The organism is uncultured Thiohalocapsa sp., assembly GCF_913063425.1.
GTDB lineage: Bacteria > Pseudomonadota > Gammaproteobacteria > Chromatiales > Chromatiaceae > Thiohalocapsa.
Map to the genome: position 1 here is coordinate 18,084 of NZ_CAJXYK010000048.1, position 13,491 is coordinate 31,574.

Annotated in this window: 8 protein-coding genes; 4 read left to right on the forward strand and 4 right to left on the reverse strand. The window is 71.5% G+C overall.

Features of this window, described 5'->3' with window-relative positions; translation table 11 throughout:
* Window positions 1–23: 23 nt before the first annotated feature.
* The 4 genes from QZ607_RS20690 to QZ607_RS20705 form a co-directional block, all read right to left on the reverse strand.
* Window positions 24–872, reverse strand: coding sequence for an SMP-30/gluconolactonase/LRE family protein (locus QZ607_RS20690; protein WP_295886588.1), 849 nt, complete (start codon window positions 870–872; stop codon window positions 24–26).
* 74 nt (window positions 873–946) lie between these two features.
* Entirely contained in the window at window positions 947–1,453 is a 507-nt protein-coding gene (locus QZ607_RS20695) for a gluconokinase (RefSeq protein WP_295886591.1), read from the reverse strand.
* Window positions 1,450–2,304 (reverse strand): formyltetrahydrofolate deformylase, encoded by an 855-nt coding sequence (purU, locus tag QZ607_RS20700; RefSeq protein WP_295886593.1) that lies wholly within the window; start codon window positions 2,302–2,304, stop codon window positions 1,450–1,452. Before purU ends, QZ607_RS20695 begins: the two co-directional genes overlap by 4 nt.
* Window positions 2,305–2,366: 62 nt before the next feature.
* Entirely contained in the window at window positions 2,367–2,849 is a 483-nt protein-coding gene (locus tag QZ607_RS20705; protein ID WP_295886595.1) for a Uma2 family endonuclease, read from the reverse strand.
* Window positions 2,850–3,180: 331 nt separating this feature from the next.
* Between QZ607_RS20705 and QZ607_RS20710 the strand changes: the two genes are divergently transcribed.
* The 4 genes from QZ607_RS20710 to recD are packed head-to-tail and all read left to right on the forward strand — an operon-like array spanning window position 3,181 to window position 13,299.
* Window positions 3,181–4,221, forward strand: a complete 1,041-nt coding sequence (locus tag QZ607_RS20710) for a M20/M25/M40 family metallo-hydrolase (protein ID WP_295886598.1) — start codon at window positions 3,181–3,183, stop codon at window positions 4,219–4,221.
* Window positions 4,222–4,271: 50 nt separating this feature from the next.
* Complete coding sequence (recC, locus tag QZ607_RS20715) at window positions 4,272–7,598, forward strand: exodeoxyribonuclease V subunit gamma (protein WP_295886601.1); 3,327 nt, start codon at window positions 4,272–4,274, stop codon at window positions 7,596–7,598.
* The gene (recB, locus tag QZ607_RS20720) at window positions 7,595–11,371 is read left to right on the forward strand and encodes an exodeoxyribonuclease V subunit beta (RefSeq protein WP_295886604.1); all 3,777 of its coding nucleotides are present in this window, start codon (window positions 7,595–7,597) and stop codon (window positions 11,369–11,371) included. Before recC ends, recB begins: the two co-directional genes overlap by 4 nt.
* Window positions 11,368–13,299 (forward strand): exodeoxyribonuclease V subunit alpha, encoded by a 1,932-nt coding sequence (gene recD / locus QZ607_RS20725; protein ID WP_295886609.1) that lies wholly within the window; start codon window positions 11,368–11,370, stop codon window positions 13,297–13,299. Before recB ends, recD begins: the two co-directional genes overlap by 4 nt.
* The last annotated feature ends 192 nt before the right edge of the window (window positions 13,300–13,491 follow it).

The following is a 13,491-nucleotide window of genomic DNA, read 5'->3' on the forward strand; positions in this document are numbered from 1 at the left end:
TCGCCGGCGGCGGCCCCCGCAGCTCAGGGCAGTCCCGCGCCGGGCACGGCGACCTCCACCGCCTCGATACGCCCGCTCTTGAGCTGTGCGGCCTGTTCCGGGTCGCAGGTCTCGGCAGTGCAGACATGCAGCGTGCGCCGCTCCGGGCCGCCGAGCATGCAGGCGTAAGGGGTTCCGGTGGTCTCGCAGCGGGCGAGGATCTCGCCGCCGCGGGCGACGCGCAGGGTCTCGTGCGTGCCGGGGGAGGCGATCCACAGCGCGCCGTCGGCGTCCAGACAGATGCCGTCCGGCGTGGCTTCGCCAAGCCCCGCCCAGAGGCCGCGGTCCGTCATGCGCCCGTCCGGACCAAGCTCAAACCAGCTCACGCGGTTGGCGAAGGTCTCGCCCACCAACAGGTTGCGGCCGTCCGGCGTGATGGCGGAGCCGTTGGGGAAGATGAGCCCATCGGCGAAGGGCGTGATGCTGCCGTCGGTCTCCACCAGCAGGAGCTCCGTCGGTGTCTTGGGCGCACCGCCATCCACGTCGTAGCCGAAGTTGCCGGCGTAGACCCGGCCCGCGCTGTCCACCACCATGTCATTGCAGTGCCAGGGGGCGTGCTGCGACAGGTCCGCGTAGGGCCGCAGCCCGCCGTCGACGACGCGGACAATCTGTCGCGTCGTCATCAGCACACAGAGCAGCTCCCCGTTCGGCAGCCAACCGAGCCCGCCGGGTCGGTCTTCGGTGGTGGCGATGGTCGTCAGGCCGCCGTCGGCCGCCATCGCCAGCACCCGATGGGCGTGCTGGTCGGTAAACCAAAAGCGCCCGTCGTGCCAGCGGGGGCCTTCCGGAAAGGCAAGACCGTCGGCGATGACCTGTGCTTGGTAGAGCTCCATGGCGATCTCCTGACAGACTTTGAAGGGATTGGCTTAGACCTGCGCGGGCGCGTGGCAGAGACCGTCACGACGGCTCAAGCGTCGGGCGGTTGCTCGTCGCCCGTGAGTGCGTCCTGCACCAACGCCACCTGGGCCGCCGTCGGCAGGGTGATGGGCACCTCGATGGCGTCCTCCGGCACGCTCAGGGCCTCGATCTGGCTCTGCAGCAGTGCCGGCGGCATGAAATGGTCCCGGCGCGCTGCGAGTCGCTGCCGCAGCTGCGCGGGAGTCCCCACCAGCAGCACGAACCGGACATCCCGCAGCCCGGCCGTGAGCCGGGTGCGGTAGCTGTCCTTGAGCGCCGAGCAGGCGAGCACCCTGTCCTTGCCGGCGGTGTCCTGCTCCCGCAACAGCCCGTGCAGCCGGTCGAGCCAGGGCCCGCGGTCGGCGTCGGTGAGGGGCTCGCCGCGGCGCATCTTGGCGATGTTCTGCGGCGGGTGGTGGTCATCGGCGTCGATGAAGCTGCAGCCGAGGGCTTCCGACAAGGCCCGGCCCAGGGTGCTCTTGCCGGCGCCGCTCACGCCCATGACGACCAGAATCATCCGAACACGATGGTCTTGTTGCCGTGCACCAGCACCCGGTCTTCGAGGTGGAAGCGAAGCCCCCGGGCCAGCACCTGCTTCTCGACATCCTTGCCGAGGCGGATCATGTCTTCGACTGTGTTGTGGTGGCCCACGCGCACCACGTCCTGCTCGATGATCGGCCCCGCGTCCAGCTCCGTGGTCACATAGTGGCAGGTGGCGCCGATGAGCTTCACGCCGCGGGCTGCCGCCTGGTGGTAGGGCCGGGCGCCGACGAAGCTGGGCAGGAAGCTGTGGTGGATGTTGATGATGCGCGCCGGATACTGGGCGCAGATCTGCTCCGGAAGGATCTGCATGTAGCGGGCGAGCACGATGACATCCGGCCGCGCTGCGGCCAGCGCCTGCTCCACGGCCGCAAAGTGAGTCGCCTTGTCCGCCGCGTCCACTGGAAGGTGGCGATAGTCGAGGCCATGCCACTCGACATAGCTGCGCAGCTCATCGTGGTTGGAGATCACACAGGGGATGTCGAAGGCCATCTCGCCACTGCGCCAGCGATACAGCAGGTCCGACAGGCAATGTGCCTGCTTGCTGGCGAGCAGCACCACGCGCTTGTTGATGCCGGTGTCATACACGCACCACTGCATGTCGAAGCGCCCGGCCACCGGCGCGAAGTGCGCCTTGAGCCCCTCCAGCCCGAACGGCAGGGATGACGCCCGCACCACGTAGCGCATGAAAAACCATTGGCTCGCCGGGTCCGTGTAGTGATGGGCCTCGGTGATCCAGCCGCCGTGCACGGCGATGAAGTCGCTGACCGCGGCGACGATGCCCACCCGGTCCGGACAGGAAATGATGAGGCGGTAGGCGCGTTCCATGGGCTCGGCTCGCGGTTGCCGATGATCGGTCAGACGACCTGCTCTTCCAGCCGGGAGACCGGTCAGAAGGGCAGGGTGACCCGGTCCGGGAAGTCCGGCACCAGCGCGCTTCGCGCCAGCACCGCGTGGTTGTTGTGGAAAGTCATGGCACCGTCGGTGTCGCAGAGCCAGAACTCCTGCGCGCCGCGGGCGAAGTAGAGCTCCTTCTTCTCGTCCATCTCGGCGCGGGTGTTGGAATCGGACAGCACCTCGAAGACGATCTCCGGCGCCTCCGGGTAAGGGTTCGCGGCGCCGTGGCGGGCCAGGAAGTCCCGGCTTGTCCAGGCGACGTCCGCGACCTTGATGCCCGCGCTGGTGTCGATGCTGCATTCCGGAAACGCGGTGCCGCCGCGCGCATGGCGACCCAGCAGCGTCTGGATCTCCCCCTGCAACAGCGAATGTCGATTGGACGCCGGACTCATCACGATATGTCCCCAACGGTCGGTCTCCAGCTTGAAGGGGAGATCCTTCAGTGCCGGGTGTGAGCAGATCTCGTGCCAGTTCATTGCCCATGCTCCGCAAGCGTGCAGCCGATACCCATCATAGCGGGCGCTTGAGTGCTTGGCACCCTGGTCGGCCCGCTGCGATCCGAGGCCGTTGGTGTGCAGTGGGGCAGGCGCCGGGCGGACAGGGCACAAGGTCCGATCCGGTTCGCAATGCCTGCCGACTCTCCCCGGCGCCATTGCGCGGGCTCAAGAAAAGCCGCCGCCAGCGCGCTCGCATCCCGTCGTCGCGGTTACCTTGTACGCACACCGGCCGTGGCCCCACGCGGGCGGTCGCCGCCGGCAGCCGGCCACGGGCGCCGTCAACCACACCGCACACGAGGACGCCAGCTTCATGCACAGACTGCTGTTACCGGGCGCCGCGCTGGCGCTCGCGCTGCTCGCCGCACCGTCCCAGGGCGCACCCATGGTCGCCTCGATTCTGGACGGGCTCTCCCACGACCGCTTTCAGGAGCACGTGGAAGCGCTCGAGGGCCTCGGCACCCGCTACTACGCGGCACCAGAGAACGCGGTCGCCACCGACTACCTGTTCGACGCCTTCGCCGGCTTCGGGCTCCAGGTCGCCGAGCACGCCTTCAGGTACAACGGGCACGATCTGGCCAATGTCGAGGCGACGCTGCCCGGCCTGACCCGGCCCGATGACATCTTCATCATCGGTGCGCACTTCGACTCCATCGCCTCGCGCAGCGCGGGCAACCCGTCCATGACCGATGCCCCCGGCGCGGACGACAACGCCAGCGGCACCGCAGGCCTGCTGGAGGTGGCCCGTGTGCTGAGCCCCTACGCCTTCGACGCCACCATCCGCTTCATCGGCTTCAATGCCGAAGAGCAGGGCATGCGGGGCAGCTATGCCTATGCCGCCGACGCCAAGGCCGCGGGCGAGCGCATCCGCGGCATGATCAGCCTGGACATGATCGGCTATCCGGACATCGATCCGGCCAACGACCTGGACCTGCTCGGCGACCGCTGGATCGTGGACGCCTTCCTCGCCAACGTCGATGCCTTCACTGGGCTTACCGGCACGGCGCACTACACCGACCCGCGCTACAGCGACCACGAGCCCTTTGCCGCCTCCCGCTACCCAGGCTCCGCCTCCATGCTCGCCATCGACGCCGAGCCGGGCAGGATCTGGAGCAGCAACCCCTATTACCACACCGTCAACGACACCTCCGATCTGCTCGACTACGACTTCGCACTGGAAGTCACCCGCGCCGCCGCCGCGACCATGCTGTCGCTCGCGGTGCTCGACCCGAGCTCTGTGCCGGTGCCGGGCACCTGGTTACTGGTGGGGCTGGGGTTGTTGGGCCTTGGGGCGGGGCGTTGGGCTTGGACGCTCGATCCACAGGCTCAGCGCTTGAGCCACCGCCCGCGCTAGACTCCCCGCAGCTCCACCAACAGCGACTGCCCGAGCCGCCGCGCCCCCGCATGCTCACCGTCATCCGCTCCAACCGCGTCGAGCAGCTGCTCGCCGAGCTGGCCCGGCAACTGGTGGCTGCGCCGCCTGCGTCCGTGCTCACACCGGCCACCGTGGTGGCCGCGAGCCCCGCCATGGCGCGCTGGGTGAATCTCAGGCTCGCCGAGGTGTGCGGCGTCGCGGCGAATCTGGACTATCCGCTGCCGGCCAGCTTCGTCTGGCGCCTGGCCCGCGGGCTGCTGAACGACCTGCCGGACACCGATCCGCTGACGCTGGACGCCATGGCCTGGCAGGTCTTCGCCGAGCTGCCGGCGCTGCTGTCGGAGCCGGCGTTTGCCCCCCTGCAACGCTATCTGCAAGGCGACACGGACGGGCGCAAGCGCTGGCAGCTCGCGGCGCGCATCGCCGATGTCTTCGACCGCTGCCAGCTCTATCGCCCGGCGCTGATCCGCGCCTGGACCCAGGGCCGCGAGGCCGACGAGCCTGACGCGGCCAATGCCGAGCCCTGGCAAGGGGCGCTCTGGCGGCGGCTGGTGGCGGATCGCGAGCGGCAGCAGCGGGTCGCGGTGCTGGACCGGCTCCTGGAGGCGCTTGCGCAGCCGCAGGCCCCAGTCAGCCTGCCGGAGCGGGTGGCGGTCTTCGCCGTCTCCAGCCTGCCGCCGGTGCTGGTGCAGGTGTTCCAGGCCCTTGCCCGTCACAGCGATGTGGATGTCTACCTGCACACGCCGACGGCGGAGTTCTGGTCCGACCTGGTGTCGCAGAAGAGCCTCGCCCGCAAGCGCCTGCTGCGACCGGACGAGGCCGATCTGTGGGAGGCGGGCAACCCCCTGCTCGGCTCCTGGGGCCGCCAGGGCCAGGCGCTGCAGGATCTGCTGTTGCAGGACGAAGCGCCGCTGGAGGACCGGGATGCCTATGTCAGCGAGTGGCCCGACACCCTGCTGGGCCGGATACAACGGGACCTGTTCGGGCTGACGGCGGTGCCGGTGCCGCACCAGCGTACAGCCGCAGTGGCCGATGACTCCGTGCAGGTCCACCTCTGCCACAGCCCGGCGCGCGAGTGTCAGGTGCTGCACGACAGCCTGCTGGCCCTGTTCGAGGCGAAGCCGGACCTGCGCCCGGAAGATGTCCTCGTGATGGTGCCGGACATCGCCCGCTACGCCCCGGACATCGCTGCCGTCTTCGATCAACACCCTGGGGATGCTGGGGTCGGCGACGCGGAGGCCGACACCGGCGCGCCCTGCATCCCCTGGAATCTCTCCGACATTGCGGTTGCCGACGAGCACCCGCTGGTGCGCGTGTTCCTGCGCCTGCTGGCGCTGCCGGAGAGCCGCTTCACCCAGTCCGAGGTGCTGTCCTACCTGGACGTGCCGGAGCTGGCGGCGCAGTTCGGCCTCGATGACGACGCCGTGGCCCGGGTGCGGGACTGGCTCGCGGCGTCCAACCTGCGCTGGGGCCTGGACGGCGCCCACAAGGCCGGGCTCCAGCTGCCGGAGACCGAGCAGAACACCTGGGCCCAGGCCGAGGCGCGGCTGTTCGCCGGCTATGCCCTGGGCGGCAGCGAGGGCTTCGCCGGCATCGCGCCGGTGGCCGGCGTGGAAGGAGCGGGCGCGGCGGCGCTCGGCGGCTTCTGGCGGCTCTTCGACTGCCTGCGCGATGCCGCCCGCCGTCTCGCCGAGCCCCGCAGCGCCCGGGACTGGCAGCGCGAGCTGGGTCGGCTCATCGCGGACTTCTTCGGCGAGCGGGACGACCCGGACGGCCGGCTCCAGCGCATCCGCGATGCCGTCGCCGAGCTCGCCGAGCAGGCCGCCGACGTCGGTGAGCGCCTGAGCCCGGCCCTGGTGCGCACCTGGCTCACCGAGCGCGCCGGCGGCACCGCCACCGAGCGCCGCGGCGGCCGCTGGTTCTCGGGTGGCGTGACCTTCTGCGGCATGCGCCCGCTGCGCAGCCTGCCGTTTGAGGTCATCTGCGTGCTCGGCCTGAACGACGATGCCTTCCCGCGCCGGGACCGCCCGGTTGAATTCGACCCCCTGCGCCGCGCCTGGCGCCCGGGTGACCCACGCAAGGCGGACGAGGACCGGTACCTGTTCCTGGAGACGCTGCTCGGCGCCCGCCGGCGGCTGTACCTGAGCTGTGTCGGCCAGGATATCCGCAGCAACCAGCCGCGCCAGCCGTCGGTGCTGCTGCGGGAGCTCATGGACCACCTGGACCAATACTTCGTCGCCGCCGAGGGCGAGCAGCCGCTGAGTCAAGCCGTCACCCGCGTCCACCCGCTCCAACCCTTCAGCCCGGCCCGGTTCGCGCCCGAGCACCGGAGCTTCGACGCGGACTGGTGTCGGGTCGCCCGGCAGGTGCAGCAGGGCGACGCCGTGCGCGAGGCGCCGGCCCCTGTGGACTGGCCCACCGAGCCGCTGCCCGCGCCGCCCGAGGCCATGCGGGAAGTCACTCTGACGCAGCTCGAGCGCTTCCTCGTGCACCCGGTGAAGCACTTCGTGCAGACCCGCCTCGGCGTCCACCTGTTCGAGACAGAGCCCGAGCCCGACGACGAGCCCTTTGCGCTGGACCGTCTCGCCGGCTGGCAGCTCAAGACGCGGCTCGTGGAAGACCGGCTCGCGGGCCGGGCTGCCACGTTCGACCGACTGGCCGCCGAGGGCGTCCTGCCCCACGGCGCCTTGGGTGCCCTGACGCTGGAGCAGGAGCAGCAGGGCCTTGCCGGGCTTGCCGAAGACCTGGCGCCTTACTGCGGCCAGACCGCCGCCCGGCTGGCCCTGGACCTGACCTGTGCCGACGGCCCCGCCGGCCCCTGGCGGCTCACCGGACAGGTGGACGGGCTGTATCCGGAGCTCGGTCTCATGCGCTGGCGCGCGGGCAAGCTGCGCGGCGAGGACCGGCTCAGGCTCTGGCTTGCGCACCTGGCGCGCTGGGCCGAGGCGGATGCGAACCTGGTGAGCGAGCCTGAGCCCTCCCTACTGTTTGGCGAGACAGGCCGCTTCCTGGTCGCCGATCCCCTGCCGCAGGCCGAGGCCCGCGCCCGGCTCTGTGAGCTGGTGTCGCTGTACCGGCAGGGCGTGCAGCGCCCGCTGCCCATCTTCCGCAAGGCCAGCTTCGCCTTTGCGGAGCGCTGGGATGATGACGACGAAAACGCACAGAACCGCGCCCACAGCGCGGCGATGACCGCCTGGGAGGGCAACAGCTTCAATGACATCCCCGGCGACCGCGACGATGGCTATGTCCAGCTGGTGCTCCGGGACGTGACCGGCGACCCGCTGGCCCACCCCGAGTTTGCCCGCCTGGCGCTGGCCCTCTACGGCCCCGTACTGGCGGCAGGAGCGGATGCATGAGCCAAAACGCCCTGGACAATGCGGCCATGCTCGCCTTCCCGCTCACCGGCGCGCACCTCATCGAGGCCAGCGCCGGCACCGGCAAGACCTACAGCATCGCCAACCTCTATCTGCGCCAGATCCTGGACGGGCGCGACGTGGGCGAGGTGCTGGTGGTCACCTTCACCAACGCGGCCACGGATGAGCTGCGCGGGCGCCTGCGGGCGCGGCTCTTCGAGGCCCTGTCGCTGCTGGAGCACGGCGGCACGAGCGAGGACGAATTCCTGCAGCGGCTGGCGGAACAGCTGCGCGCCGGACCGGAGCTTGCGGTCGCCATCCGCCGGCTGCGGCTCGCCGTGCGTGCCATGGACGAGGCCGCCGTGCTCAGCATCCACGGCTTCTGCCAGCGTGCCCTGACGGAGTTTGCCTTCAACAGCGGGCAGGGCTTCGGGCTCGAAGTCCTCACCGACGACAGTGGCCTCTGGCGCACCGCCGTGCAGGACTGGTGGCGGCGCACGGCCTATTCGCTGAGCGCCGCCAGGGCCGAGCTGTTCGAGTCCGCGGTGGGGAACCTGGAGGCTTTCCGCCGGCAACTGAAGCCGCTGCTCGCCAACCCGGAGCCCAAGCTGCTGCCGGCGGCGGGTGAGGTGGCCGGCGCGCTCGCCCGCTTCGACGCGCTTCTGGCGGAGCTGGCGGAGATAGCAGCCACGTGGCGCGCGGACCGCAACCGGCTCTTTAAGGCCCTGATCGACAGCAAGGCCCTGAAGCGCGCCCAGAAGACACCCTTCCACCTGGATGTGCTCGCAGCGACCTTTGCCGAGCTCGACGAATACCTGGCGGGCGACCCGGTGCGACCACCGCCGCCGTGCTTCGAGGCCCTGGACGCCACCGTCATCCAGGCCCAGCTCAAGAAGAACAAGACCGACCCGGCCCTGGACGACCCCTTCTTCACCCGCTGTGCCGAGGTCCGTGCCGCGTTGCAGGATCTCCGCCGCGACCTCCGCGCCGCGGCCCTCGCCGACGCCGCCGTCTTCGCCCGGCGGCAGGTGCAGCAGGCCAAGACGGACGGCGGACTCCTGTCATACGACGACATGTTGACGCATCTGCGCGAGGCGCTAAGAGGCGAGGGCGGTCAGGCGCTCGCCGCCGCCGTCACCGAGCGCTTCCCGGTGGCCATGATCGACGAGTTCCAGGATACGGACCCGCTGCAGTGGGGCATCTTCGAGCGGCTCTACCTGGATGGGCCGGGCGAAGGTCTGTTGCTTATCGGCGACCCCAAACAGGCCATCTACAGCTTCCGCGGCGGCGACATCTTCACCTACATGGCCGCGCAGCAGCGCCTGGATGGCGAGGCCCGCTGGACCCTGCGCCAGAACTGGCGCTCCACGCCGGCGGTGGTGCAGGCGGTGAACGCCGTCTTCTCGCGCCGCGAGCAGGACGCCTTCGTCTTCGGCGACACCATCGGCTTCGCGCCCAGCGAGGCGGCGGACAAGGCGCATCGCTGGCTGGTGGACGGCGGCGCAGACCGCTCGGCGCTCACGCTCTGGACCGTGCCGCCGGTGCCGGACAAGAAGGGCGAGCCGAAGCCCCCGAGCAAGGACGACGCCACGGCGATGGCCCACGCCGCCGTCGCCGACGAGATCGTGCGGCTGCTGGCGGGTGCCCGCGCCGGGAGCGTCCGCCTGGTCAAACGGGATGCCGACGGCAAGGAGCACGAAGCACGTGCGCTGCAACCAAAGGATATCGCCGTACTGGTTCGCACCCGCCACGACGGCACCAGGCTGCGCCAGGTCTTGCTGGAGCGTGGCATCAACGCCGTCTCCGTGGCCCGCGACAGCGTCTATGCGAGCGACGAGGCCGCGGCCCTGGAACCGCTGCTGGCGGCGGCCCTGGACCCGCGCGAGCGCCGGCTCGCCCGCCAGGCCCTGGCCTCGCCGCTGTTGGGGCTCGGCTATGCGGAGATCGGGCGCATCGCCGCCGACGAGCGCGCCTGGGCGGACTGGGTGGACCGCCTGCTCGCCCTGCACCAGTCCTGGCAGCGCCACGGCTTCATGGCCATGTTCCAGCAGCTGCTCTGGCGCACGGGTGTCGCCCCGGCCGACGGCATCGTCGCCGGCAGCGAGGCGCCCGCCGGCATCGCCGAGCGCCTTGCCGCCGGCGACGATGCCGAGCGCCGCCTCACCAACCTGCTGCACCTGGGCGAGCTGCTGCAGCAGGCGGCCCGCGCCGAGGCCGGCATGGACGCGCTGCTCGGCTGGTTTCGCAACCAACGCCGGGAGCAGCAGACGGAGCAGGCCGGCGACGAGCTGCAGCTGCGCCTGGAAAGCGATGCGGACCTGGTGCAGATCGTCACCATGCATGCCGCCAAGGGCCTGCAATACCCGGTGGTCTTCCTGCCGGATCTCTGGAACTGCAAGGTCACCAAGACCGACAGGCCGCTGCGCTTCCACCGGCAGGGCGATGCTGCGCTCTGCCTGGATATCGGCTCCGACGACCGTGATGCCCACCTGCACCTCGCCGAGCGCGAGCGCCTGGCCGAGGATGTGCGCCTGGCCTATGTGGCGCTGACCCGGGCCGAGTCGGCCGTCTATGTGGTCTGGGGTCGCGCCGGCAGCGCGAGTCACGGCGCCGATGCGAGCCGGGCGGCGCTCGGCTGGCTGCTGCATCCGCACCAGGACGCCGCCGCCCTCACCGGGGAGCCGCCGGATGCCTTCGCCGGTCTCGATGCGCTGGAGCCGGACCTGCAGGCGCTGGCGGCGGCCGCGAACGGCGCCATCACCCTGGCCGAGCTGCCGCAGGCGCCGGTGGCCGGCCGACTGCCGGCCACCGCGGGCAGCGAGGCGCCCGCCGCCCGCACCTTCAGCGGCCGCATCGACACCCGCTGGCGCATCACCAGCTTCTCTGCCCTGACCCGCGACCTGCACGCGGTGCCCCCCGGGCTCGGCGAGCGCATCGATGACGAGTCCGCGGCGGCGCCGACAGACCCCGCAGCAGAGGTGCACGAGGCGCCGGCGGCACCGCCCGACGACGATCCGGCGCTGCGCTTCCCTGCGGGCAGCGACGTGGGCACCTTCCTGCATCTGCTGCTGGAGCATCTCGACTTCACCGGCGACATCGCCGCCCAAACCGAGCAGCTGAGCGCCCGCCACGCCGCGCGCTTCGGGCTCGACCACCGCCGCCATGGGCCGGACACGCGTCTGCTGACGCAGCGCGCGGTGGCTACACCGCTCGACGCCGACGGCTTTCGGCTCGCGGACCTGCCGGCAGAGCGCCGCCTCAACGAGCTGGCCTTCGACCTCGCCACGGACCGCGCGGATCTCGGCGCCCTGCAGCGGCTGCTGGCCGAGCATGCGGGTCAGCCCGTGCCGGCGCTCACCGCCGCGGACTTCGCCGGCATGGTGACCGGCGTCATCGACCTGGTGTTCGAGCACGCCGGGCGCTATTACGTCGCAGACTACAAGAGCAACCTGCTCGGGTCGCGCTTCGACGACTATGCCCCGGCTGCGCTGCGCGAGGCCGTCCTCGCGCGCCGCTACGACCTGCAGTATCTGCTCTACACCCTGGCGCTGCACCGCTACCTGGCCACCCGGCTGCCGGACTATGACCCGGCGCGTCACCTGGGCGGCGTCTACTACCTCTTCCTGCGCGGCATGCGCCCGCAGACGGGGCCTGCGCGCGGTGTGTTCTTCACCCAGCCCGAGCCCGGGCTCATCCATGCCCTGGACACGCAAGTGCTGCCTTGGGGCCATGCAGTGCAGCGCGCAGCGGGCGATGCCCGGGAGGGCGCCGCATGAGACTGTCTCTGCATACCCTGATGGAGGCCGGCCGGCTGCCGCCGCTGGCCCATTACTTCGCGGCCTTCGTTGCCCGCGGCTGTGGGCTTGCGTCGGACGGCATCGTGGCGCTGAGCGCGGCCCTGGTGAGCGCGCGCAACCTGGACGGCGATGTCTGTGTGGACCTGGCCGAGCATGCGCAGCGGGAGCTGTTCCCGGCGGACGTCGCCGCAGATGCACAGGGTCCGCTCGCGCCCGCGCTGGCGGACTGGCTCGCGGCCCTAGCTGCCTGCCCCTGGGTGGGCGACCCGGGCGCGCAGGCGCCGCTGATCCTCGATGGGGAGCGGCTCTACCTGGGCAAGTACTGGCACTTCGAGGCAAGCGCGGCGGCGGCGCTGCGGGCGCGCTCGGCGCCGGTGGCGGACCTGGACCCCGAGCGGCTGGCGCAGGGGCTTGAGCGGCTCTTTCCGGCGCCGGCGGATGCGGCCGGCGCGGGCGAGCCGGACTGGCAGCGGGTCGCCGCCGCGGTCGCGGTCACCCGCCGCTTCGCGGTGATCTCCGGTGGTCCGGGTACGGGCAAGACCACCACCGTGGTCAAGGTGCTGGCGCTGCTGCTGGAGCAGGCGCCGGACCTGCGCATTGGGCTTGCGGCGCCCACCGGCAAGGCGGCAGCCCGGCTCACGGAGTCCATCGCCGGCGGCAAGCAGCGCATCGGCGCCACCGGCGGCATCGCCCCGGACCAGGTGGCGCGTATCCCGGAGCAGGCCCAGACCATCCACCGGCTCCTCGGCTACGGTGCCGACGGCCTGTTCCGTCGGGATGCGGACAACCCCCTGCCGGTGGACTGCCTGGTGGTGGACGAGGCGTCCATGATCGACCTGCCGCTCATGGCCCGGCTGCTGGCGGCACTGCCGGCATCGGCCCGGTTGGTGCTGCTCGGTGATCGCGACCAGCTCGCCTCGGTGGAGGCGGGCAATGTGCTGGGCGACATCACCGGCCGCGGCCAGCCGATCCGCTATGCGCCCGAGCAGCTCGAGCTGCTGGCGCAGGTGGGCGCCGCGCCCGCGCCGCTGCTGGCGGCGGCTGCGGGGTCTGAAGCTGCCGACCCTGTGGCCGATGGTGACAGACCCCAAGAACCAGCGCCGGCGGCGGCGGTGGCCCTGCTGCGCAGGAGCTGGCGCTTCGGCGCCGACAGCGGCATCGGCGCCCTGGCCCGGGCCGTCAACGCCGGCGACGGCGAGACGGCCCTCCGGCTGCTGGATGATGACGGGCAGCCGGACATCGCCCGGCTGGTGCCGCCCGCGGACAGCCTGCATCCGGTGTGCATCGACTGGGCGGCGGCACGTTTCGCACCGGTGCTGAATGCCCCCGACCCGGAGACCGCGCTGGACCTCCTGGACCGTGCCCGGGTGCTGGCGGCGCTGCAGCGCGGCCCCTACGGCGTCGAGACCCTGAACGCGCGCATCGCCCAGCGCCTGCATACGCAGCCCCCGGCGGTCCCTCCGGCGAGCCCCTCGCTCGGGCAAGCCGGTGCCGTGGGTGACGGCCTCCACCATGGCATGCCGGTGATGGTCACCGCCAATGACTACGAGGTCGGCCTGTACAACGGCGACGTCGGTCTGCTCTGGCGGGATGCCGCCGGCCGCCTGCGCGCGCACTTCCGCGGCCCGGACGGCAGCCTGCGCACCCTGTCCGTGCGCCAGCTGCCGCCGCACGTCTGCGCCTATGCACTCACGGTGCACAAGAGCCAGGGCTCCGAGCTCGACGAGGTGCTGCTGGTGCTGCCGCCGGAGCCGCACCCACTGGCGAGTCGCGAGCTGCTCTACACCGCCGTGACCCGCGCCCGCCGGCAGGTGACGGTGCATGCGGGCGAGGCCGCGCTGCGCCAAGCCTGCGCCGCCCGGGTGCAGCGCAGCTCCGGCCTTGCGGAGCGGTTGGGCTGGCGGTGACGGCCGCCGGGAGCCGCGTTGCCTACGCGGCCGCCGAAGCTGCACGGCCCTCGGCCCACTCGACGCCGACGGACAGTCGGCCAGGCGCCGCCGGCGACGCGGGCGGTCCCGGACGGCGGACTCCGCACAATCGGCCCCATCTTGGGTGCGGCACAGGCCGGGACCTGCGCCTGCGCCATCCCGGCCCCCGCC